Source organism: Neorhizobium sp. PAMB6716, assembly GCF_058242805.1.
Genome location: NZ_CM177835.1, coordinates 2,880,889 through 2,903,654, shown reverse-complemented (window position 1 = coordinate 2,903,654; position 22,766 = coordinate 2,880,889). Strand labels below are relative to the sequence as shown.

The following is a 22,766-nucleotide window of genomic DNA, read 5'->3' as shown; positions in this document are numbered from 1 at the left end:
GACCCGGACCATGAACATGATGTCGGAAGCAGCAGTTGAAAAGGCTCTGGATCAGAAAATGAATGACGTTTCCTACAAGATGGTGGGCAAGGACGTTTCTGTCTATTACGGCGAGAAGCGGGCCCTCTTCGACGTAAATCTCAATGTCCGCGAGAACACGGTGACGGCGTTGATCGGCCCTTCGGGCTGCGGCAAGTCCACCTTCCTGCGTTGCCTCAACCGCATGAACGATACGATCGAAAGCTGCCGCGTCACCGGGCGTATCACGCTCGATGCCGACGATATCTACGATCCGTCGATCGACGTGGTGGAACTGCGCGCCCGCGTCGGCATGGTGTTCCAGAAGCCGAACCCATTCCCGAAGTCGATCTACGAAAACATCGCCTACGGCCCGCGCATCCACGGTCTTGCCCGCAACAAGGCGGATATGGACCAGATCGTCGAGGCAAGCCTGCAGCGTGCGGGCCTTTGGAACGAGGCAAAGGACCGCCTGCAGGAATCCGGCACCGGCCTCTCCGGTGGCCAGCAGCAGCGCCTCTGCATTGCCCGCGCCATTGCCGTTTCGCCTGAGGTCATCCTGATGGACGAGCCCTGCTCGGCGCTCGATCCGATCGCAACGGCCAAGGTGGAAGAGCTGATCCACGAACTTCGCAGCAATTACACCATCGTCATCGTCACCCACTCGATGCAGCAGGCGGCCCGCGTGTCGCAGCGCACCGCCATGTTCCATCTCGGCCAGCTGGTCGAGGAGAACGATACGGACAAGATGTTCACCAACCCGGATGATCAGCGTACGCAGGACTACATCATGGGCCGCTTCGGCTGATTGCCGTTACACCCATGCCCTTGCGCTGACACCCCTATCCGAGGACGCCAAATATGCCTTCGCACATCCTTTCGGCCTATGACGAAGACCTGAAATATCTGAACCGCCGGATTTCCGAAATGGGCGGCCTTGCCGAGCAGATGTGCGGCGATGCCGTGCGCGCCCTGGTCAATTCCGATGGCGCGCTTGCCCAGAAGGTCATCTCCGACGACGTGATCCTCGATCACGCCGAGCGCGAGATCCAGGAAAAGGCGATCATCACCATCGCCAAGCGCCAGCCGATGGCTGCGGACCTGCGCGAAATCATCGGCACGCTCAGGATCGCTGCCGATCTGGAGCGCGTCGGCGACCTTGGCAAGAACACCGCCAAGCGCGTCATCGCCGTGCAGGGCACCGGCGTGCCGCGCAAGCTTGCCCGTGGCCTGGAACACCTGTCGGAGCTTGCGCTGGTGCAGCTGAAGGAAGTGCTGGACGTGTTTTCCAGCCGTTCCGTGCAGAAGGCCGAAGCCATCCGCCAGCGCGACGAGGAAATCGACGCGATGTACACCTCGCTGTTTCGCGAGCTGTTGACCTACATGATGGAAGATCCGCGCAACATCACCAGCTGCACGCATCTTCTGTTCTGCGCCAAGAACATCGAGCGCATCGGTGACCATGCCACCAACATCGCCGAGACCATCTATTACATCGCAACAGGTGCCCAGCCTGAAGGCGAGCGCCCCAAGGACGATACGTCCAACACGCTTGGTGCTGTGGCCGAGTAAGGCCATACTGACGGAGTGCCTGAACCATGCTGCCCAAAATTGCGGTTGTGGAGGACGAGGAAGCTCTCAGCGTCCTCCTGCGCTATAATCTCGAGGCCGAAGGCTACGAGGTCGAGACGATCCTGCGCGGAGACGAGGCGGAAATCCGCCTCCAGGAGCGGTTGCCGGATCTGTTGATCCTCGACTGGATGCTGCCGGGCGTATCGGGCATCGAGCTTTGCCGGCGCTTACGCATGCGTCCAGAAACCGAACGGCTGCCGATCATCATGCTGACGGCACGCGGTGAGGAAAGCGAGAGGGTGCGCGGCCTTGCCACCGGTGCCGACGATTACGTCGTCAAGCCGTTCTCGACGCCGGAACTGATGGCACGGGTGAAGGCCATGCTGCGGCGTGCCCGCCCGGAGGTTCTCTCCAGCGTTCTGCGCTGCGGCGATATCGAGCTGGACCGCGAGACACACCGCGTTCACCGCAAAAGCCGTGAAGTGCGGCTTGGGCCAACGGAATTCCGCCTCCTGGAATTTCTGATGGCCTCGCCGGGCCGCGTCTATTCGCGCTCGCAACTGCTCGATGGCGTCTGGGGCCATGATATCTACGTGGATGAACGCACCGTCGACGTGCATGTCGGGCGCCTGCGCAAGGCACTCAACTTTTCCAACATGCAGGATGTGATCCGCACCGTGCGCGGCGCCGGATATTCGATGGAAGCTTAACGCGCGTTCGTCACTTCTGATGAGACACGGTTTTGACGCCCGGCGGCTTGTGCTTCGGGCGTTCTTTCTGTCGGCTTTTTTCAAAGTGTCTCCAGGCACAAAAAAACGGGCGCGAGGCCCGTTTTCAGATTGCTGAGCGGCAAGCGCTCGAAGACGATTTCAGGCGCGGGCGGCAGCCGAGATGTTGGCAGCTTTGCGGCGCTCGTTGACCGGCTGGTAGGCGAGGCGAGCGTGATATTTGCAGTAGGGCGAGGTATCGGCAGAATCCGAACCACAGAAGTGGAAGTCGTCCTTCAGGGGATCGCCCATCGGCCACTTGCAGGTGCGTTCCGTCAGGTCCGTCAGCGAAAGCTTACGCGACATCGGCACCACGACATTGCTCGGGGCGCGGAATTCCGTCGGCTGTACGGCCTCGACTTCCGGCGCTACCACGGCAACACCAACCGCATGGGGCGTGGTACGGGCAGGATTGGTCGTGGTGCGGGCCGCAAAGTTCGGCGCGCGCGGAGCAGAGGTGGTGCGCTTGGGCGCGGTGCGCGCCGTTGCCTGCGTGCCGCCGGCCTTGACGCGGCCTGGCAGGTTGAGACGGTGTACCTTGCCGATCACGGCGTTGCGGCTGACGCCGCCCAGCTGTGTTGCGATCTGGCTTGCGCTCAGGCCTTCGGCCCAAAGCCGCTTTAGTCTCTCGACGCGCTCGTCCGTCCAGTTCATGCCATCTCTCCGCCGTAGGGGCTGTGCGGACAGAATCGCTCACCTGCCGGCGGGAAGATTTCCTGCCGGACATACCATATATATGTGCTTGGTGACTAGTTCCGCCGCATGCAGTCTAGTAATTGATCTTTAACCTATCGACCCCGGGACTCGCTGACAAGAGTCGGCGGAATCGCGGCGAATCGATTTCAGGGTTTTCCCCAACTTGCTTTTAAGGCGAGTCTTTTTTGTCACAGCGCAAAAGCTTCGCGCAAGCCAGCCTCACGCAGCGGAAATCCCCTGAAATTCAAGCGATTTGTTGACAGTTGATCCTGAAATGCCGATAGTGCGCCAGCCGCCGCTTAAGGCGGCATTTTTAGTTTCTGGTTTGAATTCCGGCGGCCGTGCCGCCACAAGGGATTATCGTTGCCCAAGGAGTGATGTCGCCATGGCTGAAGCCGCACTTTTCGACACCTTTGCACGGGCTCCGCTGCGTTTCGTGCGCGGCGAGGGCGTCTGGCTCGTGACGGAAACGGGCGAGCGATATCTCGATTTCGGCGCAGGCGTTGCCGTGACCTCCTGCGGCCATTCCAATCCGCATCTGGTCGCGGCGCTGAAGGACCAGGCCGACAAGGTCTGGCACCTGTCCAATCTCTATGAAATTCCCGAGCAGGAACGGCTTGCCCGCCGCCTGACCGAGGCGACCTTTGCCGACAAGGTGTTCTTCACCAATTCCGGTGCGGAAGCGCTGGAATGCGCTATCAAGACGGCGCGTCGTTACCATTATTCCAAGGGCCACCCGGAAAAATTCCACATCATCACCTTCGAAGGCGCCTTCCATGGCCGCACGATTGCGACGATCGCTGCCGGCGGCCAGGAAAAATACATGGAAGGTTTTGGGCCCAAGGCGCCCGGTTTCGACCAGGTGCCGTTTGACGACATGGACGCGCTGAAGGCGGCCATCACCGAAAACACCGCAGCGCTGCTGATCGAGCCAATCCAGGGCGAGGGCGGCATCCGTGTGGTCTCGAAGGAATTCCTGCGTGAACTGCGCCAGATCTGCGACGACAACGGCATCCTTTTGATGTTTGACGAGGTGCAGTCCGGCGTTGGTCGTACCGGCAAATTTTTTGCCTATGAGGCAACCGGCATTACCCCCGATATCATGGCCGTGGCCAAGGGCATCGGCGGCGGTTTTCCCTTCGGCGCCTGCCTTGCCACCGCCGAGGCCGCCTCCGGCATGAAGCCCGGCGTTCACGGCACGACCTATGGCGGCAATCCGCTCGCCATGGCTGTCGGCAATGCCGTGCTCGACGTGGTGCTGGCCGATGGCTTCCTCGACAATGTGCGCGACGTGGCGCTGGTTTTCCGCCAGGGCCTTGCCTCGCTCAAGGACCGTTTCCCCGATGTGATCGAGGAAATCCGCGGTGAAGGCCTGATGCTGGGCGTGAAAGCCCGCGTGCCCGCCGGCGAACTGGCGCTGGCCATGCGCGAGGAACATCTGTTGGGCGTTCCCGCCGGCGATAACGTTATTCGTCTGCTGCCGCCGCTGGTGGTGACGGCGGAAGAGGCCCGTGAGGGCATTGCGCGCATCGAGCGTGCGGCCGAAAAGCTCAGCCGCGAACAGTTGAAGAAAACGGCCTGACGGGCTCTTTCGTAACGCAAGGGCCGCCGGACGGCGCCCCGATGGATTGGACCATGGCATCACCTAAGCATTTTCTCGATCTCTCGGCCGTTTCGTCCGGGGAGCTGCGCACCATTCTCGATGACGCCCGCACCCGCAAGCAGGCCACCAAGGCCGGCACGGCGGACAAGCCGCTGGCCGGCAAGATGCTGGCGATGATTTTTGAAAAGCCGTCTACGCGCACCCGCGTCTCGTTTGATGTCGGCATGCGCCAGCTGGGCGGCGAAACGCTGTTTTTGTCGGGCACGGAAATGCAGCTCGGGCGTGCCGAAACCATTGGCGATACCGCCAAGGTTCTGTCGCGTTATGTCGATGCCATCATGATCCGCACGACCGACCACACGCGCCTGCTGGAGCTTGCAGAGCACGCGACAGTGCCTGTGATCAACGGTCTCACCGACGAAACGCATCCCTGCCAGATCATGGCCGACCTCCTGACCTTCGAGGAACATCGCGGGCCGGTGGCGGGCAAGACCTTCGCCTGGACAGGCGATGGCAATAACGTGCTGCATTCCTTCGTGGAAGGCGCTGCCCGTTTCGGCTACCAGATGAACATGGCCGTGCCGCTGGGTTCTGAACCCTCCGACAAATATCTCAACTGGGCGCGCAACAATGGCGGCGACGTCAAGCTGTTCCATGATGCCGAACGTGCCGTCGATGGCGCCGACATGGTGGTGACCGATACCTGGATCTCGATGAACCAGGAACACAAGGCGCGCGGCCACAATGTCTTCCAGCCATACCAGGTCAACAGCCAGCTGATGCAGCGCGCCAATGCCGATGCACTGTTCATGCACTGCCTGCCGGCGCATCGCGGCGAAGAGGTGACCGACGAGGTGATCGACGGTCCGCAGTCCGTCGTGTTCGATGAGGCGGAAAACCGCCTGCATGCGCAGAAGTCGATCCTGGCCTGGTGTTTTGGCGCCGTCTGACGCTTTTGGGCGAGCGGCTTGATTTGACGGTCGGGCCACCCCATCTGTCGGCTTTCCAATCGCGCCCGCACCCCTGCCGGTTCGGGCGTTTCAAGATACATCGTCGGCCTCTTTGCCCGGTCAGCGGTTCCGCTCGGCCGCCTTATGTGCGAAATGGGTGCTCCGGCGCGAAGGAGTAAGTCATGGCAGAAGCTGTAGTGGACGTGAGTGAACTTAATCTGGCGGGCGATGACCGCGTTATCCCGTTCCAGGTCGAGGGACTGGATGTGCGCGGCCGCGCCGTACAGCTCGGGCCGCTTCTGAACACCATTCTCGGTCGTCACGATTATCCGGCACCGGTTGCCCGGCTGCTCGCCGAAGCCATCGTCCTCACGGCGCTGATCGGCACATCGCTGAAATTCGACGGCCGTTTTACCGTGCAGACGAAGGGGGATGGTCCCGTCGATCTGCTGGTTGCCGATTTTTCGAGCCCTGAAAGCCTGCGCGCCTATGCCCGTTTTGACGAGGAAGCGCTGGAGGCTGCGGTGAAGGCTGGGCGCATTTCGCCGCCAGAACTGCTGGGAGAGGGATTTCTCGCCTTCACCATCGACCAGGGCCAGGGCATGCATCCCTATCAGGGCATCGTGCCGCTGGACGGTTCGTCGCTCGAGGAAATCGCCGGGGTCTATTTCCGCCAGTCGGAACAGATCCCGACCAAGGTGCGCCTCGGCGTGGCCGAACTGATCGACCGTGATGAGGCGGGCAAACCCCGCCACAACTGGCGGGCCGGCGGCGTTCTGGCGCAGTTTCTGCCGCAGGCGCCCGAGCGCATGCGCCAGCAGGACCTGCACGGCGGCGATGGCGACGAGCGCGACACCGACCACCTTGCCTCCGACGATGCCTGGGCCGAAGCCAGCATGCTGGTGCAGACCGTGGACACCGACGAGTTGACCGATCCGGTGGTCGGCATCGAGCGGCTGCTGTTCCGTCTCTTCCACGAACGCGGCGTGCGGATCTTCGAACCGCAGGCGGTTCTCGATCGCTGCAGCTGTTCGCGTGACAAGATCAAGGGCGTGCTCTCCGGCTTCACCGCCGAGGAAATCACCGCAAGCGTCGAAGAGGGCGAGGTTTCCGTCACCTGCGAATTCTGCTCGACCACCTATCGCTACGATCCATCAGAACTCACGCCGGCCTGATCGGGACGGTGATGTGCCGTTCCCGTTCACGATGATGCCGTGAACGGGAGTGATCAAGGCGGCCTTGTTCAGGGGCTTGAGCATTCAAAGCTTTCCGCCTGGTTGAGGTCGCCGCTGCCATTGTATTTCGCGGCTTGCGGATAAGGGCACAGAGGCCGCTCCCGGACGATTTTCGACCCTTCCATCTGGCTTGCCAGGATCTGTTTCGGCGGCGTGCCGCGCTCCACCCAGTTCATCAGCGGTGTCAGCGCGTCGAAGGTATCCGTTCCGTAGCCCATCCGGCAATGGTTCATGCCAGGGACCATGAAAAGCCGATAGAAGTCTTCGGTCTTCTCCTCGCCCATCGTCTTGCGCACGGCCTCATAATAATTCACCCCCATCATCGGGTTGAGGGCAGGGTCTGCCCATCCGAAATAGGTGATCATGCGTCCGCCACGCGTCGCAAAGGCCGAAAGGTCCGGATCGGTGGCATCAAGGATCTGTCGAATGGCCTTGATCTGCGGATACTTCGCGTCGAAGTCGAAGGTCTTCCAGTCGATGTCCTTGCCGGACGCTGGCAGCATTGCCATGTTCTTGAGGAAGGTTTCGCCATAGGCCAATTGCCGGCTGGGGCCGTCTTGCGACACGATCCACAGGTTCCAGCCGCTTTCCCCTTTTGGGTCCAGTCCCTCGACACCCCAGGGAACGCCTGGAAACACCGTCTTGCCGCCGATCTGAACGCCATCGGCAATGGTTTGCAATGCCTGTGCCTGCGCTTCGGTGAAGCACTGGTCGCCACCTTCTCCTGCCGCGCAGATCGGCAGGTCTTTGCGCGGGTCGAACTTGCATTGACGGGGATCGGTGATCAGCCCGTCGGATGCGCCATCCAGCCCGTCGCACTGGTTCATCACCGCCTTGGCAAGAACCGGCAGCTGTGTCGGGGAAATGGGTGCTTTTTGAAGGGCGCGGGCGTTCCAGACGCCCCACACCTGCGTGTCGGTGAAGTTCAGAACCGGTGCACCCGCGATAATGCCGTCGAAATCGGCCGGATAACGCTGCGCTGCGATCAATCCCTGGCGTCCTCCGGTCGAGCAACCATCCCAATAGGAATAGGCGGCCGTCTTGTCATAAAAGCGGCTTGCCATCTCCTTGGCTGCGGCCACAGTCACATGCACGGCCCGTGAGGCGTAATCGATCAGCAGATCCATATTGCCATCGGCAAAATCGCCGAGTTGGTAGGTGCGGGCATCATGGCCGGTATTCTGCTGGACTGTCATGAAGCCACGCGCCAAAGCCGCGTTGCGGGTGGCCACGCGCGAGGGGGCGGCCAGATCTTCGCCGGCATATCCGCCATTGCCGAACATGTAGAGCCGCTTGTTCCAATTGTCCGGAAGCGTCACCTCAAAGGCGATCTGGGGCCGGATGAAGCCGGTCACATGGCAATGCCCGGGCACGTCGCCGTTTTCTGCGACGTGGCGCGCAATCAACTGGGTAATCTCGCCGAAACTTGCCCGGCTCAGCGCTTCGCATCCCATTTGAGGGGAAACCGCAGCAGGTGCCCAAGGGGTGCCGGGTGGTTGGTCTCTGAAGCTACTGGCGTTCTGGGCATTTGCGCCACCGCCGGTGGCCAAAATCATCGCGGCGCTGCATAGCAGCGGTATCATCTGTCGCATCAGTTCTCCTCCCAAAGACCACTGGACCGGAGAAATCTGTGCCTGTCTCATCAAAACGACAAATAGCGGTTTGGTCGCCACCTATAACCAAACGAGGCCGCATGGCCTCAGTTCAGCACCCGCATCAACCCCGGGCTATCCAGCGAAAATGCGGGAATATCGACGTTGAAAATCTCGCCCTCGTCGGTTTCCATCTGGTAGTGGCCGAACATCACGCCGGAGGGCGTGTCGAGCGGGCAGCCGGAGGAATATTCGTAAGTGTCGCCCGGCTTCAGGCGCGGCTGTTCGCCGACCACGCCGGGGCCCTCGACCTCGTCCACCAGCCCGTTCTGGTCGGTGATGTTCCAGTAGCGATGGATGAGGCGCACGGTCAGGTTGGAGTGGTTGGAGATGACGATGCGATAACCCCAGACATAGCGGCTGTCATCCGGATCGGATTGCTCCTCCAGATAATAGGGTTCCACCTCGACTTCGATATCCTTCGTCCGGGCCCGGTACATGCGCGATACCTTTACTCTATACAATGAGGGATATCGTACAGGATGGGCGCAAGGTCAAGAAATGCACCCATCCTTACAGTCACGAACTGGCGATTAACCCTGTTCCACTGCGCCTGACCGAAACGTCCCGGTGATTTTTACGCCGATACGGCGGCAAGAGCCCGTGTCAGATCGTCCACCAGGTCATCGGTGTCTTCAATGCCGCAGGAGAGGCGCAACGTGCCGCCGGAAATGCCCAGTTCGGCGCGGGCCTCGTCCGTCAGGTTCTTGTGCGTCGTGGTCGCCGGATGGGTGATCAGGCTTTTTGCATCGCCGAGATTGTTGGAAATCTTGATGATCTCCAGCGCATCCTGCAGGGCAAAAGCTGCATCCTTGCCGCCCTTCAGTTCGATGCAGATCAGCGTCGAGCCGCCGGTCATCTGCTTGGCGATGATATCGGCCTGCGGATGGTCCTTGCGGCCGGGATAGATGACCTTGGCCACCTTCTGCTCGCCGGCGAGGAAATCGGCGATACGGGCCGCACTTTCCGTCTGCTGGCGCACGCGCAGCGGCAGGGTCTCAAGCCCCTTCAGCAGCGTCCACGCATTAAACGGCGACATGGCCGGGCCCGTATGGCGGAAATAATCGTGCAGGTTTTCGTCGATCCACTGCTTGTCGGAGAGGATGACGCCACCGAGGCACCGGCCCTGGCCGTCGATATGCTTGGTCGCGGAATAGACGACGACATGCGCGCCCAGTTCCAGCGGCTTCTGGAAGAGGGGGGTCGCAAACACGTTGTCCACCACGACCTTGGCACCGATCTGGTTGGCAAGCTTTGCCACGCCGGCGATATCGACCACTTCCAGCGTCGGGTTGGTCGGGCTTTCGAGGAACATCACCTTGGTGTTGGGGCGGATCGCCGCTTCCCAGTTGGCGAGATCCCGCCCGTCGATCAGCGTGCATTCGACGCCATATTTCGGGGCAAGCGTTTCCACCACATAACGGCAGGAGCCGAACAGAGCGCGGGCAGCGACGATATGATCACCGGCCTTCACCTGGCAGAGGATGGCTGCGGCAACGGCTGCCATGCCGGATGCGGTGGCGCGCGCATCTTCAGCGCCTTCGAGCGCAATCATGCGCTTTTCGAACATGTCGTTGGTGGGGCTGCCGTAACGGGCGTAGATGAAGCCGTCCGTCTCGCCCTTGAAGCGGGCTTCGGCGGCGGCGGAATTCTCATAGACGAACCCTTGCGTCAGATAGATCGCTTCGGAGGTTTCGCCATACTGCGAGCGCAGCGTGCCTTCGTGAACCAGTTGGGTTGCGGGGCGCCAGGTCTTGCTCATGCGTGTCACCATCTCGTAACAAAAAAACCGGTCGCATATGCAGACCGGTTTCGCACCCGGTCTTTTTAGCCACTTGTTTAACGTGGCTGCAAGCCGACCGGCCAAATCACCACGGGATAAACCTGCCTTACGCCCGTCTGGCGCTTGCGTCAATTCCCCGGTTTTGCTTTTGTCCTGCGATTGAAGGATAGGGTTTATGACACGCACATCAGGCATTCTGGCGGATAGCGCCATCGGCGCCCTTTTCGAGGCGGGCCGGCTGAAAAGCCAGGCGCCGCTGGATGGTGACCAGATCCAGCCGGCAAGTCTCGACCTGCGTCTCGGTGCAAAGGCGCTGCGCGTGCGCGCAAGCTTCATGCCCGGCCCCAACCACACGGTGGCCGACAAGCTGCAGCGCCTGACGCTGCACGAGATCGATCTCGAAAACGGAGCCGTGCTGGAAACCGGCTGCGTCTACATCGTGCCGCTGATGGAAAGCCTTGATCTCCCAGCTGACCTCTCGGCCTCCTCCAATCCGAAAAGCTCGACCGGCCGCCTCGACATCTTTACCCGCGTGATGGTCGATCGCGCCCAGGAATTCGACAAGATCCCGGCCGGCTACACAGGCCCGCTTTATCTCGAAATCTCGCCGCGCACCTTCCCCGTTATCGTGCGACGCGGCTCGCGGCTGTCGCAGATCCGTTTCCGCACCGGCCATGCGCTTCTGACTGAACCGGAAGTTCTGGCATTGCACGAGGCGGAAACGCTGGTGGCGAGTGAAACCCCGAACGTTTCGGGCGGCGGCATCGCGCTCTCCATCGACCTCAAGGGTACCGGTCCGGACGGGCTCATTGGTTATCGCGGCAAGCACCACACCTCCGTCATCGATGTCGACCAGAAGGGCGCCCATGATGTGCTCGATTTCTGGGAGCCGCTTTACAGCCGCGGCCGCGACGACCTGATCCTCGATCCCGACGAATTCTACATCCTCGTCTCGCGCGAGGCCGTTCACGTGCCGCCGCTTTATGCCGCCGAAATGACGCCCTATGATCCGCTGGTGGGTGAATTTCGCGTCCATTACGCCGGCTTCTTCGATCCGGGTTTCGGCCACGCACCAGCCGGCGGCTCCGGCAGCCGCGCGGTTCTGGAAGTGCGCAGCCACGAGGTGCCTTTCATCCTCGAACACGGCCAGATCGTCGGCCGTCTCGTCTACGAACACATGCTGGAGCGCCCGCAAGGCCTTTACGGCTCCGGCCTCGGCTCCAATTACCAGGCGCAGGGCCTGAAGCTGTCGAAACATTTTCGCAGCTGACAGCTGGCGCTTTTCGCGTGGTTTCCACTTGAACGGCAAAGCAGCTTGATGTTAGAGCTTTTGCGCTCAAGCGGGTGTAGCTCAATGGTAGAGCAGCAGCTTCCCAAGCTGAATACGAGGGTTCGATTCCCTTCACCCGCTCCAACCTCCTCCCGCTCCCGTCGCGTCCCAGCCGCTCAAGTCTGTGGCAAAAAGCGTTTTCGTCTCAGGTAGAAAATCTTGTCGGCGATCTTGGCCTCGATGCCTGTCGGGCGTGGAGCCTCCTGCCGCAAAAGGGCAGGGTCCAGCAGTTGCGCCTTGAAATCCTCCATCACGGCTGCCGGCGTGTGGCGTTGCAGGAAGTGCGCAGGCTCTGCCCGCAGCGACCGGTCGAAGGTCAGCAGGATGCGGGCCAGGTCGAAGCGGTTTTTATAGACAAGGGCGTCCGTGCCTGCGTGCTCGATATGGGCGCGCTCGCGGCTGCGGCCGCAGGTGATGATTTTGCGCCCTGCGGCGTGGAATTCGGCGCAAGCCAGACCAAAGGTTTCGCCGCGCTTGCGCGCATGCAGCATGGCGTCTGCTGTCTGGATGAACCGTGCCTTGGTATCCGTATCCGTCGTGCCGGGCAGAAAGTGCACGCGCGGGTCCGACAGGAACGGCTCGATGTTCATGAAGATGAAAAACGTGTTCTTCGATTTGGCGAGAACATGCGGGATGACCTTGGCTTTGACGAAATCGATGTCAAAGCTTTGCCGTCCCCCGTAACAGCCAAACACGGCGGCATCTGAGGGTATGCCGAGCATCGCGCGCAGATCGTCGGCTGTCCGTGCCGGGTGAACGATATGGGGAACGGCGGCGCCCTTCTGCCGCCGGCACAACCGCGCAAGCCACGGCGACACATAGGCATAGGCATGGCCGTGGATTTCTGATGGTTTTGTCGGGAAAACGGCATGCACCATGGTTGGAATGTCTGGAAAATCGACTGCGTCGCGGGCGCCGCTCTTGATCGTGTAGAACGCATCCACCCGGTGCGACCGAAGCCGTTCATGCAGGTCTGAAACGGAGGAATAGGCGATGACCTCGAAGCGGGCCTCGAATTTCCGGATGGCTTCGGCAACATTGGCCTTGGCGTCCCGGTCATAGAAGATCAGGCTCCTGTTGCCGAGAATGGTCTCGTTGCCTTCGGCGTAGTCGAAGAGCGCAACCGATGTGCCGCGCTCGCAAAGCTCTCCGCCGTTGAAACCGATCAGCACGCAAACCTCCGTATATCCTGCAGCACAACCACCAGAATCGGCAGCAACCATTGCCTGCCGCGCCACAGCGGCCATACCATTTCCGTTCTGCGGGCAGCAAGCGTCTTGCAAGACCGTTACGAGGCTCTTGTCATCTGGCGTACAAAGGCATTATCACCGCGCGCGAGCGATATCCCGGATGGAGGGTCGCAACGGGAGCGGTCATGAAGACAGTCAAAATCTGGTACACCGACTTCTGGCCCGAGTTCGATCCGCAGAGCCTGTTCCTGATGGATGTGATCTCGCCTGACATCCGTGTCGTTCTCGATGAGAAAAATCCGGATATCGTGTTTTATTCGTGCTTCGGAACCGTTCATCGCACTTATGATTGCTTGCGGGTGTTTTTTACCGGCGAGAATGTGCGCCCGGATTTCAACATCTGCGATTATGCCATCGGTTTCGATTATCTGGTGCTCGAAGACCGGCATCTGCGTTATCCGCTGTATTTCTGCGATCCTGAGCGTGCCGAGGCGGCGCACCGGCGGGCGCCGGTGGATGCCACTCTGCTTGAGGCGCGCGGCTTCTGCACCTTCATCTATTCGAACGGACGGGCCGATCCGGTGCGAGACGGGTTTTTTCATCGCCTGTCAGCGCAGCGTCCGGTCACCTCGCTCGGGCGGCACCTGCGCAACGATGATCGCTTCGATCACGTGAAGGGGCTCGATCCGGTCAGCGCCAAGGTGTCGGTAATGAGCGGGTTCAATTTTTCCATGGCCTTTGAAAATTCGAGCACCCCCGGTTACACCACCGAAAAACTTTTTCACGCCTTTGCCGCCCGCTGCATTCCCATTTACTGGGGCAATCCGAAGGTGGCTCTCGATTTCAATCCGCGCGCCTTCATCAACCGGCATGATTTCGAAGACGATGACAGCTGCATCGCCCATGTCATGGCGCTGGCGGAGGATCCGGATCGGATGGTCGCCATGCTGAACGAACCGGTGTTTGCCGATGGCAATGATCCGGCACGTCGCCGCGACGAACTTGCCGCCTTCCTCAATTTCATTCTCGGGCAGGACATGGAGGCAGCGCGACGCCGGACGCGGTATGGTTATGCCGCGATCTTCGTGCGCCGCAACGAACCGCGCCAGCGCTCGTGGCTGAGCAAGCTCAATGCCAAGCGCAAGGTATGGCGCCACCGCTGAGTGTTCGGCCGGCTCACCGCTTGCGGGTTGGCCGATGGGGCGTCTTTTTCCAGAAAAAGGGGTTGGTGCGCAACTCGTTCAGCGCCCGCCAGGCGGCATAGGAGGTCATCATCCAGTGCAGCGGAACGGCGAGCCAGCGATGGCCGACCTTCAGCTTTTCAATGCCGATCATCGAGCCGACGCCAAGACCGAGAAACGTGACGTAGCTGCAGAGCACGTTTGATGTGTCGAGCAGCATCAGGACAAGATCGGTGCCGGGGATGTCTGACAGCGGCGTGTGGATCAGCGTCAGCCCGGCGTTCACCATGAACAGCAGGATCAGCGGGTGCAGGAGGGCAGACAGCAGCATGCCGCCGATCATCAGGTGAAAGACGATGGTGGCTTTGAGCCCCATCTGCCGGCCGGTCAGGATCGGGTTGCGGGTCAGCACCAGCCAGGTCTGCAGCCAGCCCTTGAACCAGCGGATGCGCTGGCCGGTCCAGATCGGCAGTGACACCGGCGCATCCTCCAGCGTCTGGCAGCGCAGCGTTTCGGACCGGTAGCCGAGCCGGTAGAGCCGCAGACCGAGATCGGCATCCTCCGTCACGTTGAACGGGTCCCAGCCGCCGACCTTGCGCAGCACGGCGGTGCGGAAATGGTTGGACGTGCCGCCGAGCGGCAGCGGCATGCGGTAACGGGACAACATGGGCAGGAGACCGCGAAACAGGGCTGCATATTCCACCGCAAACAGCGTGCTGACATAACTTTCATCGACATTGGCGATGATCAGCGGCGCCTGCAGGCAGGCAAGCTCCGGGCCGCTGGCGCGGAAGCGTTCATAGGCCTCGATGAGCTGATGCGGATGGGGCCTGTCTTCCGCGTCGAAGATGGCCAGAAACTCGCCTCTGGCTGCCGGAAGCGCATAGGCGAGCGCCTTCGGTTTCGTGCGCGGATGATAGGGGGGAACGGTGACCACCTCGAAATAAACCGGCAGGTGGAGGGCGGCAAGCGCTGCCAGGGTGTCTGTGTCGTCTTCCTCGCAGACCAGCTTGATATCAAGACGCGACCGGGGCCATTCCAGCCGCTCCAGGCTGGAAACCAGCTGACCCACCATGCCGGCCTCGCGGTAGATTGCCACCATCACCGTATAGTCCGGCGGCGGGCCTGTGGGAACGGCTGCGGGTTTTGGCGGTCGTTTGCGGTATTTCTGTTGAAACAGGGCAACGAAGCGCAGCGAAAGCGAAGCAAGATAGGCAAGCGACACGGTGGCATGCACGAGTGGCAGCAGGAGTTGTGGCTGCATGATGCAGGCGCAGACGGTGGCTGTAACGGACGTGCCGACAACCAGTCCCTGGCGACCCGTCGCCACGATGCGCGCCGAATGATCCGGCTGCAGTTCGAAAAGCTCACTGGCTGCCTTGCGCACCCGCCGGGCCGAGCCTGCCTCCCAGACGGCACGGCGCAGCGCGCTCGGCGTGGTGACCACCAGAGTGCTGGCAAGTTCCGGCAGGCGTGTCAGAAGGCTTGCAAACTCCGGCAGTTTTTCCGCTCGTGGCACCATGGCGATCTGCGGCATGCGATTGGGATAGGTCAGTCGCACCTGGTAGGGAAAGACCAGCTGCGTGTCCATGCTCGCCATGTCGACAAGGTGGGCCGGATCGATGGTGTCGAGAAAAGCGAGGTGGAAGTAGTCCGCAATCGTGCGGTAATAGGTGTTTTCCTCCACCGTGCCATCATACAGCATCTCGTTTTCGACGGTCGTGCCGTTGTGCTTGGCCCTCTCGGCCAGCCGCGCAATGGTCGATGTCGCAAAACCGAGCGCCGACAGAATGTCCACCTCGGTTTTCGCCCGAAAGATTGCCGGCCATTGTCCATGTGTGAGGACAACATTCCGTAGATCCGCCATCGTGGGCGGATATTCCCCCATGTCCGTCAAGCTGATACACCGTTGACTGAGTTCTTCGCCGACTTTTCCCCACTTGGATCATAGACACACACGCCATGGTTTCACCTATCAAATCTCAGGGGTCTCTTGGAAAGAAGAGCCTGTTTCTCCGGATTTTGATGTTATTGTCGGTATTTGTCCCCGTTTGGGCATCGGCGCAGACGTCGGACATGCCAGTGCTGTTTGATGCGAACGAGCGGCTGGCGAAACCGGATCTTTCAACCCTGCCGCGTCTGCGGGTGCTGATGACGGTGGACTTCCCGCCCTTCAGTTTTGTCGACCAGACGGGAAAGCTCTCCGGTTTTCATGTCGATCTCATCCGGGAAATTTGTGCGGAACTCGCCATAGAGGCGAAATGCCAGATCCAGGCCATGCCGTTTGACGATCTGGAGGCGGCGCTGCTGGCGGGAGATGGGGAGGCGGTGGCTGCCGGCATCGCCGTGACGCCGGCCTTGCGGGAAAAATTTGCCTTCTCGCGTCCCTACATCACGATACCCGCGCGTTTTGCGAAAAACCGGTCGGTGGCGCTCACCGGAGAGGATGCCGCAGCGCTGGGTGACCATCCGGTCGGCGTGGTCGAGGGCACGGTCCATCAGAAAATGTTGAAGGCCTTTTTCCCGAAAATCCGCGCCGTTTCCTTCGACAGCCAGGAGGCCATGCTGGAGGCGTTGAAGACGGCAAAACTCGATGCGGTGTTTTCCGATGCGCTGCGGCTTCCCTTCTGGGTGGGAAGTCCGGCCTCGCAAAACTGCTGCACGCTGTTTGGCGGCGCCTATCTGTCCGAGCGCTTTCTCGGCGAGGGTTTGATGTTGATGGCACGCCCCAACACGCCGCAGGTGGTGGCCGCTTTCGATTATGCGCTGGCTGAGCTTTCCCGCAAGGGACGGCTGCAGGAGATTTACCTGCGGTATTTCCCCAACGGGTTTTATTGACTTTATACGGACCGGCGCCCGTCACTGGCTTGCCCAGATGATGCGGGCAATCCACTCCACCTCGGCCATGTCGAATACGCGGTTGGGATGGGCAGGGTTCAGCGAACTGATTTCGATGGTGCGGGCGCTCTGGCGCAGCAGCACCTTGGCCATCACTTCACCCTCGCGGGTTTTCAGCACGATCCTGTCGCCGCGGCGGATCTGTGCGCCGGGCTCGACGATCAGCCGGTCGCCATCGCGGTAAAGCGGCAGCATGGAATCGCCCTGAACCTCCAGCGCGTAAACGCCGGCCTTGTGTGTCGGGTCGGTTGGAAAATCCACCACATCCCAGCCCTGGCCGGCTGGAAAACCGCCATCATCGAAAAAGCCACCGGCGCCGGCCTGGGCAAAGCCCAGAAGCGGAATGGCGCCGCGCTGGGGAGGGAACGCGCCTTCCGGCAGGCTTCCATGCTCCATCTCCGCCGGCAGGTAGCTTAAAAACTGGTCGATCGAAGCCCCGGTTGCCTCGAGAACCTTTGCAATCGATTCCGTCGAGGGCCAGCGCAGCCGCCCATCGGGGCCAAGGCGCTTGGATTTGTTAAACGAGGTCGGATCAAGGCCGGCGCGGCGGGCAAGGCCGGATGCGGTCATCCGGTGACGCTCGGCCAGCGTATCGATCGCCTTCCAGATCGTATCGTGCGACAACATCACCGTTCTTGCTCCGCGCCTTCAACAGGCGCCTCCTGCGGCAAGCGTCGCAAGGTCAAACCTGCCGGCGCAGTCACCGGACCTGATCCGCTCGCGCAATGAAACGACGCCTGCATCCAAAACAACAGTCGAAGCCGCGTGAAACTCACGCCGCCTGTCTGCCTATCTCTAATGAATGCCTGTGCCCGAGTAAAGAAGAAAAGGAATAAAATCCTCACGGCGCCCTGGTCGCGCCGCCACCGTCCGCTTGAAGGAAGGAAGCGGAAGCCTCTTAGGCCACCATCGCCATGTTGACCTTGCCAAGCTTGATCACCGCCTGCGTGCGGCTGTCGACATTAAGCTTCAGGAGAATGGCGGAAACATGGGCCTTGATCGTGGCTTCGGACACGCCAAGCTCATAGGCGATCTGCTTGTTCAACAGCCCCTCGGCCAGCATGGACAGAACGCGGTTCTGCTGCGGTGTCAGCGTTCTCAGCCGTTCCACCAGTTCGGCCAGGGCAGGGTCCTGGTCGCAGCGTCCAGCCATCTCGTCCGGGGCCCAGATGCCGCCGTCCAGCACGGTGCGGATGGCGGTGCGGATGTCGTCGAGACCGGAGGATTTCGAGATGAAGCCGGAGGCGCCAAGCTCCAGCGCGCGCCGGATGGTTGCGGTGTCGTCGCTGGCTGAGACGATGATGATCGGCAGGCTGCACATGTCGCTGCGCAGTGACATCAGGCCGGAAAAGCCGCTGACACCGGGCATGGAAAGATCGAGAAGCAGAAGGTCGGCGTCCGGATGGGCCTGTGTTGCCTCGCGCGCCGCCTCGAACGTGCCGGCCTCAATGATTGACGGGGCACCGGTGATCGAGGAGCCGTCGGCGATGTCGTGCAACGCCTGGCGCAAAGCGCCGCGAAACAGTGGATGATCGTCTGCAATGATGATTTTAAGCTGTTGCATGTCCACGCCCCCTCCCAAGAGCATAGTCTGCGTCCGTCCCGAGCCATTCTTAAACCGCATGCCATGGTGAAACAAGTCTAAGTTTCAGCGGGTACATTTACGCGCTGCTGCCATCGCACCCGGACCATTGTGATCCGGGATGGCGCCGGCATCAGCTGCGGTCAGGCTGGGGTGCGCCGTCATGGCGGAATTCTTCGACCAGGCCCATGAAACGCCGCATGAAGCGCTCCATGATCGACAGCGAATGTTCGATTTCCGCCTCGCTTGCAGGGGGGCCGGACGAGGCGAGGCGGTCCAATCTTGCTTCCAGGGCGGTTACCCGTTTGGCGAGCATGTCGAGTTCCTGATCATAGGCGGCCCGTTCGTCGGCGGCCATGCGGCAGGTCAATTCAGACGCCGTCTCGCGGCAGAATGTGATGGCCCCCGTCTTCTGGTCAAGCCGGATGAAGCCGGTTTCGGTCTTTTCCAGCCGGTAGCGCGCCGTATCCGCCAGCGACGCCTGGGCGTCCTGTGCGAGTGCCGGACCCGCGCCAAACGTGATGAGGGTTGCCAAGGTAAATAATCCTATCCGCATATCATGCTCCCGTTTCCCTGGTCCGCGTGCCGGCCTTTTTCTGGCCCGTCTCGGGCGTGATCTCGTCGCCCTCGCTTCGCCGGCATGGACAATGGTTGCGGTTTGCGGCAAAGCCTGCCTCGTCTCCACTGGCAGAGGGGCCGAGGATGAGCGGTATCATATATAAGATCGTGCCGGATGTTTTATGGCAGGCGGCACGGGAAACTGGTGTTTTCAAAGGGGCAGCCGTCGATCTCGCCGATGGCTTCATTCATTTCTCCACCGCATCACAGCTTCAGGAGACCGCAGCCCGCCATTTTGCCGGCCAGCAGGGCCTGCTTCTGGTGGCGGTGGATGGCGCGCGTCTCGGCGCAGACCTCGTTTATGAAACCTCGCGCGGCGGTGCGCTGTTTCCGCATCTTTACGCCCCTCTGCCGCTCTCGGCCGTGCTTTTTGAGACGCCGCTGCCGCTTCTTGCCGATGGTACCCATCAGTTCCCGGAGATTGTCTGATGTCGCTTTTTAACCTTGCCCGCAACGCGCTGTTCACGCTCGATCCGGAAACCGCGCATGGCGTTTCCATCGCCGCGCTGAAGTCCGGTCTTGTGCCATCGTGCCGGATCGTGCCGGACGAGCGCCTGAAGGTGACGGTTGCCGGGCTGCAATTTCAAAATCCGGTGGGGCTTGCAGCCGGTTACGACAAAAATGCCGAAGTGCCGGAGGCGATCCTGCGGCTCGGCTTTGGCTTCACGGAGGTCGGCACGCTGACGCCGAAGCCGCAACAGGGCAATCCGCGCCCGCGCATTTTCCGCCTTGTCGAGGATGAAGGCGTCATCAACCGGCTGGGTTTCAACAATGAAGGCCATGCGGCCGCCCATGCACGGCTGTCGGCCCTGAAGACACGCGGCATCGTCGGCGTTAATATCGGCGCCAACAAGGATAGCGTCGATCGCATCGCCGATTATGTCGCCGGCATTCACCGGTTTGCCGCGCTCGCCTCCTATTTCACCGTCAACATTTCCTCGCCCAACACGCCCGGCCTGCGCGACCTGCAGGCGCGGGAAAGCCTGTCGGCGCTGCTGTCGGCGGTGCTTCTGGCACGCGATGAGGAGGCGGTACGCACCGGGCGCCGGGTTCCGGTCTTCCTGAAGATCGCGCCGGATCTCACCGAAGAGGGCATGGACGATATCGCCGCCGAGGTTCTCTCCCATGCGCTCGATGGGTTGATCGTGTCCAACACCACGCTTGCCCGTGATGGATTGAAGGATGTCCGCCAGGCCGGCGAGGCGGGAGGGCTTTCCGGAAAACCGCTGTTTGCCCGCTCCACGGCGGTGCTCGCCCGCATGCGCAAACGCATCGGCCCCGACCTGCCGATCATCGGCGTTGGCGGCGTGTCCTCGGCAGAGACGGCGCTCGAAAAGATCCGCGCCGGGGCGGATCTGGTGCAGGTCTATTCCTGCATGGTCTATCGCGGTCCCGGTCTTGCCGCCGAGATCGTGCGCGGACTGTCTGCGGAGATGCAACGCATAGGCGCAACCTCGATTTTCGAGGAGAAGTCACGCCATCTGGAAAAGTGGAACGCTTACCCCTTGTAAAGTGGCACGCTAGGGTTATTGTTGCATCTCTCGTGTATCTTCGGTTGCGCCTGGCGCTTCCGCTGTTTGTCGCAAGGTGCCTGATGATCTTGAAGAATAGCCGGCCGATCACCGTGATCGTTGACCTTCTTCTGGCCGTGCTGCTGGTCCGGTTGCTGATGTGGATCGATCCCGTGGCCGAGGCAACGCGTTTCTAAACCACGTGACATCAGCATCGGCACGCCTCCGCCACCTCCCCCGAGATGACGCGGTAAGGTTGCGTTGACGTCATCCTGTCCTTGCGAAAATCCTGGAACCAAGCCGCGTCAGGCCGACAGCACCATGGCCCAATAGGTGCGCGATGTCGCAGGTGCGCGGGCAACGGCTACGCCGACCGCGCGGTAATTGCCGAGCATGTTGACGAGATGTTTGGGGGAATCGATCCAGGCCTGCACCGCATCGGTGACGTTCGACTGGCCGCTGGCGATGTTTTCAGCCGCCGGCAGCGGCACGCCGTTGCGTTTCATGCGGTCGCCGAAATCGTCACCAAAACCGATCAGGTGCTTCATCTCGCCGGCCTTTGCCATGCGCACTGCCTGTTCGGCCGCAGCCTGCCCCGTCGGCCTGCTGGCGGAGAGGGAGGACAGGCCGTGTTTCTGGCGCAGCGCATTGACGAGCGGCAGCGCTGCGCGCGTATCATCGGTGGCGCCGGCAATCGAAATGGCGGGGCGGGTCAGCGTGCAGCCGGCAAGCGTCACAAGAGCGCCGCCCGAGACAAGCAGAAACCCGCGGCGGGCCAGAAGGTCTATCGAACGGGACATTAGCGCCTGTAGCTTAAAAGACGAAGGATGATGAAGGCGGGAATGACGATGGTGGCGCCGAGGATCAGGTAATCACCCACGGCGCCCAGCGCACTGAAACCGCGATGCCAGAGATCGATGACGAAATCGCGGATGCCGTAAAAGACATCCCAAGGGCGCACGTCGAACACGGCCATGACAAAGCCGACGATCAGCGACACGACGATCAGTTTGACGATGGTGCGGCCCGGACTGTCTCCGAGAACCCTGCTCATCTGGTCGGCCATGCCGTTTTTCCTTTGTGGTTACGTGGTGAGAGACATAGGTCCGCCGCCCGGCTGTCGCAAGCAGCCCGGTCTCGTCCTGCGATAGAACTTGTATTTTTTTGTGGCTTCAGCCAGAAGCGCGCATCCTCTTGCGCATCGAAACCAATGACCCCCATCCAATTCTCGTCCGGCGACGTGATCGCCGATCGCCGCGCCGATTATGCCCGCATGTTGCTGGACTCTGGCGATGCCGGTGCTGCCGCCGACCTGATGGCGCAGGCGCTGGAGCTTGCCCCCGTCTGGGCCGCCGGCTGGTTTCAGCTGGGAGAATTCTTCGAGAAGGCGGGTTTGACGTCTGAGGCGGTTAATGCCTATCGCCGCGCCGCCGACCTCGACGAACCCGGCATTTTTGGCGCGCCGCTGAAACTTGCACTGCTGGGCGCAGCTCCCACGCCCGAGAGCCCGCCTTCGGCCTATGTCGAAGGCCTGTTTGACGATTATGCCGACCGGTTCGAAGCCTCGCTGATCGAAAAACTGAACTACAGCGTGCCGCAAAAGCTTTTTCGTCTCGTGCGCCCGCACGCACCCTTTGCGCTGACCGTCGATCTCGGCTGCGGCACCGGCCTGTTCGGGCTTGAGGTGGCGCCGGCAAGCGACCGTCTGGAAGGTTTTGATCTCTCCGCCAACATGCTGGCAAAAGCCGGAGAGAAGGGGCTGTACCAGCATCTTGGTCAGGCTGATCTGTCCGAACCCGCGGAAAGCTCCGGTCTGTTCTCCGCCGATCTGCCAGCACACCGCGCCGATCTGGTCTCGGCCGCCGATGTCATGATGTATCTCGGCAGCCTCGACACGCCGTTCTCCCTTGCGCGTGACCTCTTGAAGCCGGACGGGCTGTTTGCCTTTTCCGTCGAAGATGCTGAAACCATCGAAGATGGCGGCGATGCCGAACCGGGCTTTTGCCTGCAGCCATCGCTGCGCTACGCCCATCATGAGGCCTATGTGCGGGACAGTCTTGCCGAGACGGGGTTCGAGGTTCTCGACCTGATGAAGACCGACATTCGCATGGATGCCGGAAAAACCGTGTTCGGCATTCTGTTTCTTGCCCGGCTTTGCGCCTGAGCACGCGCTTTCTTTC

Annotated in this window: 23 protein-coding genes, 1 tRNA gene and 1 riboswitch; of the genes, 13 read left to right on the top strand and 11 right to left on the bottom strand. The window is 61.3% G+C overall.

Translation table 11 applies throughout. The features are described from left to right. Positions 1 to 10 precede the first annotated feature (10 nt). From pstB to phoB, 3 genes are read left to right on the top strand one after another with little or no spacing between them, the layout of a single operon-like run. Complete coding sequence (gene pstB / locus AC4CWH_RS14135; protein WP_491282689.1) at positions 11 to 826, top strand: phosphate ABC transporter ATP-binding protein PstB; 816 nt, start codon at positions 11 to 13, stop codon at positions 824 to 826. 53 nt (positions 827 to 879) lie between these two features. Next, positions 880 to 1,590 (top strand): phosphate signaling complex protein PhoU, encoded by a 711-nt coding sequence (phoU, locus tag AC4CWH_RS14130; protein ID WP_491282688.1) that lies wholly within the window; start codon positions 880 to 882, stop codon positions 1,588 to 1,590. 26 nt (positions 1,591 to 1,616) lie between these two features. Further along, a complete protein-coding gene (gene phoB, locus AC4CWH_RS14125; RefSeq protein ID WP_491282687.1) occupies positions 1,617 to 2,300 on the top strand; it encodes a phosphate regulon transcriptional regulator PhoB in 684 nt (227 codons plus the stop codon). A 159-nt stretch (positions 2,301 to 2,459) separates the two neighbouring features. Here phoB and AC4CWH_RS14120 read toward each other — a convergent pair whose 3' ends face one another. After that, complete coding sequence (locus AC4CWH_RS14120; protein ID WP_491282686.1) at positions 2,460 to 3,011, bottom strand: GcrA family cell cycle regulator; 552 nt, start codon at positions 3,009 to 3,011, stop codon at positions 2,460 to 2,462. A 427-nt stretch (positions 3,012 to 3,438) separates the two neighbouring features. Between AC4CWH_RS14120 and AC4CWH_RS14115 the strand changes: the two genes are divergently transcribed. The 3 genes from AC4CWH_RS14115 (at position 3,439) to AC4CWH_RS14105 (ending at position 6,781) form a co-directional block, all read left to right on the top strand. Further along, the gene (locus AC4CWH_RS14115; RefSeq protein WP_491282685.1) at positions 3,439 to 4,635 is read left to right on the top strand and encodes an aspartate aminotransferase family protein; all 1,197 of its coding nucleotides are present in this window, start codon (positions 3,439 to 3,441) and stop codon (positions 4,633 to 4,635) included. Positions 4,636 to 4,688: 53 nt separating this feature from the next. Then, positions 4,689 to 5,606 carry an ornithine carbamoyltransferase gene (argF, locus tag AC4CWH_RS14110; protein ID WP_491282684.1) on the top strand — a complete coding sequence of 306 codons (918 nt, stop codon included), beginning with the start codon at positions 4,689 to 4,691 and terminating at the stop codon, positions 5,604 to 5,606. 182 nt (positions 5,607 to 5,788) lie between these two features. Then, complete coding sequence (locus tag AC4CWH_RS14105) at positions 5,789 to 6,781, top strand: Hsp33 family molecular chaperone (RefSeq protein WP_491319223.1); 993 nt, start codon at positions 5,789 to 5,791, stop codon at positions 6,779 to 6,781. 68 nt (positions 6,782 to 6,849) lie between these two features. Here AC4CWH_RS14105 and AC4CWH_RS14100 read toward each other — a convergent pair whose 3' ends face one another. From AC4CWH_RS14100 to AC4CWH_RS14090, 3 genes are all read right to left on the bottom strand, one after another. After that, positions 6,850 to 8,295: a tannase/feruloyl esterase family alpha/beta hydrolase gene (locus tag AC4CWH_RS14100; protein WP_491319222.1), complete on the bottom strand. Its 1,446-nt coding sequence runs from the start codon at positions 8,293 to 8,295 to the stop codon at positions 6,850 to 6,852. Positions 8,296 to 8,540: 245 nt separating this feature from the next. Then, positions 8,541 to 8,933: a Co2+/Mg2+ efflux protein ApaG gene (gene apaG / locus AC4CWH_RS14095; protein ID WP_491319221.1), complete on the bottom strand. Its 393-nt coding sequence runs from the start codon at positions 8,931 to 8,933 to the stop codon at positions 8,541 to 8,543. A gap of 137 nt (positions 8,934 to 9,070) precedes the next feature. Further along, the gene (locus AC4CWH_RS14090; protein ID WP_491319220.1) at positions 9,071 to 10,255 is read right to left on the bottom strand and encodes an O-succinylhomoserine sulfhydrylase; all 1,185 of its coding nucleotides are present in this window, start codon (positions 10,253 to 10,255) and stop codon (positions 9,071 to 9,073) included. Between the two features lie 44 nt (positions 10,256 to 10,299). After that, positions 10,300 to 10,378, bottom strand: a riboswitch (SAM riboswitch). Between the two features lie 73 nt (positions 10,379 to 10,451). Here AC4CWH_RS14090 and AC4CWH_RS14085 point away from each other — a divergent pair. After that, complete coding sequence (locus tag AC4CWH_RS14085) at positions 10,452 to 11,546, top strand: 2'-deoxycytidine 5'-triphosphate deaminase (protein ID WP_491319219.1); 1,095 nt, start codon at positions 10,452 to 10,454, stop codon at positions 11,544 to 11,546. Between the two features lie 70 nt (positions 11,547 to 11,616). Next, positions 11,617 to 11,690, top strand: a tRNA-Gly gene (locus AC4CWH_RS14080). Between the two features lie 32 nt (positions 11,691 to 11,722). On the opposite strand, the gene AC4CWH_RS14075 is transcribed toward AC4CWH_RS14080, so the two are convergent. Continuing rightward, on the bottom strand, positions 11,723 to 12,778 hold the full coding sequence (locus AC4CWH_RS14075; protein WP_491319218.1) for a glycosyltransferase family protein: 1,056 nt from the start codon (positions 12,776 to 12,778) through the stop codon (positions 11,723 to 11,725). A 203-nt stretch (positions 12,779 to 12,981) separates the two neighbouring features. Between AC4CWH_RS14075 and AC4CWH_RS14070 the strand changes: the two genes are divergently transcribed. Then, positions 12,982 to 13,959 carry a glycosyltransferase family 10 domain-containing protein gene (locus AC4CWH_RS14070; protein ID WP_491319217.1) on the top strand — a complete coding sequence of 326 codons (978 nt, stop codon included), beginning with the start codon at positions 12,982 to 12,984 and terminating at the stop codon, positions 13,957 to 13,959. A gap of 13 nt (positions 13,960 to 13,972) precedes the next feature. On the opposite strand, the gene AC4CWH_RS14065 is transcribed toward AC4CWH_RS14070, so the two are convergent. After that, positions 13,973 to 15,844, bottom strand: coding sequence for a glycosyltransferase family 2 protein (locus tag AC4CWH_RS14065; protein ID WP_491319216.1), 1,872 nt, complete (start codon positions 15,842 to 15,844; stop codon positions 13,973 to 13,975). A gap of 95 nt (positions 15,845 to 15,939) precedes the next feature. Between AC4CWH_RS14065 and AC4CWH_RS14060 the strand changes: the two genes are divergently transcribed. Continuing rightward, on the top strand, positions 15,940 to 16,815 hold the full coding sequence (locus AC4CWH_RS14060; protein ID WP_491319215.1) for a transporter substrate-binding domain-containing protein: 876 nt from the start codon (positions 15,940 to 15,942) through the stop codon (positions 16,813 to 16,815). Positions 16,816 to 16,836: 21 nt separating this feature from the next. Here AC4CWH_RS14060 and AC4CWH_RS14055 read toward each other — a convergent pair whose 3' ends face one another. From AC4CWH_RS14055 to AC4CWH_RS14045, 3 genes are all read right to left on the bottom strand, one after another. Next, positions 16,837 to 17,502, bottom strand: a complete 666-nt coding sequence (locus AC4CWH_RS14055) for a S24 family peptidase (protein WP_491285448.1) — start codon at positions 17,500 to 17,502, stop codon at positions 16,837 to 16,839. A 271-nt stretch (positions 17,503 to 17,773) separates the two neighbouring features. Continuing rightward, complete coding sequence (locus tag AC4CWH_RS14050) at positions 17,774 to 18,439, bottom strand: response regulator (RefSeq protein WP_491319214.1); 666 nt, start codon at positions 18,437 to 18,439, stop codon at positions 17,774 to 17,776. Positions 18,440 to 18,590: 151 nt separating this feature from the next. After that, positions 18,591 to 18,992 (bottom strand): hypothetical protein, encoded by a 402-nt coding sequence (locus AC4CWH_RS14045; protein WP_491319213.1) that lies wholly within the window; start codon positions 18,990 to 18,992, stop codon positions 18,591 to 18,593. A gap of 167 nt (positions 18,993 to 19,159) precedes the next feature. Between AC4CWH_RS14045 and AC4CWH_RS14040 the strand changes: the two genes are divergently transcribed. Both AC4CWH_RS14040 and AC4CWH_RS14035 read left to right on the top strand, forming a co-directional pair. After that, a complete protein-coding gene (locus AC4CWH_RS14040) occupies positions 19,160 to 19,504 on the top strand; it encodes a DUF952 domain-containing protein (RefSeq protein ID WP_491319212.1) in 345 nt (114 codons plus the stop codon). Beyond that, the gene (locus AC4CWH_RS14035; protein WP_491319211.1) at positions 19,504 to 20,586 is read left to right on the top strand and encodes a quinone-dependent dihydroorotate dehydrogenase; all 1,083 of its coding nucleotides are present in this window, start codon (positions 19,504 to 19,506) and stop codon (positions 20,584 to 20,586) included. Before AC4CWH_RS14040 ends, AC4CWH_RS14035 begins: the two co-directional genes overlap by 1 nt. 305 nt (positions 20,587 to 20,891) lie before the next feature. Here AC4CWH_RS14035 and AC4CWH_RS14030 read toward each other — a convergent pair whose 3' ends face one another. Together AC4CWH_RS14030 and AC4CWH_RS14025 are read right to left on the bottom strand one after the other, a co-directional pair. Next, the gene (locus AC4CWH_RS14030) at positions 20,892 to 21,386 is read right to left on the bottom strand and encodes a CAP domain-containing protein (protein WP_491319210.1); all 495 of its coding nucleotides are present in this window, start codon (positions 21,384 to 21,386) and stop codon (positions 20,892 to 20,894) included. Beyond that, positions 21,386 to 21,652: a DUF6460 domain-containing protein gene (locus AC4CWH_RS14025; protein ID WP_491319209.1), complete on the bottom strand. Its 267-nt coding sequence runs from the start codon at positions 21,650 to 21,652 to the stop codon at positions 21,386 to 21,388. The genes AC4CWH_RS14030 and AC4CWH_RS14025 overlap by 1 nt, the downstream gene beginning before the upstream one ends. A gap of 144 nt (positions 21,653 to 21,796) precedes the next feature. Between AC4CWH_RS14025 and AC4CWH_RS14020 the strand changes: the two genes are divergently transcribed. After that, positions 21,797 to 22,750 carry a class I SAM-dependent DNA methyltransferase gene (locus AC4CWH_RS14020; RefSeq protein ID WP_491319208.1) on the top strand — a complete coding sequence of 318 codons (954 nt, stop codon included), beginning with the start codon at positions 21,797 to 21,799 and terminating at the stop codon, positions 22,748 to 22,750. The last annotated feature ends 16 nt before the right edge of the window (positions 22,751 to 22,766 follow it).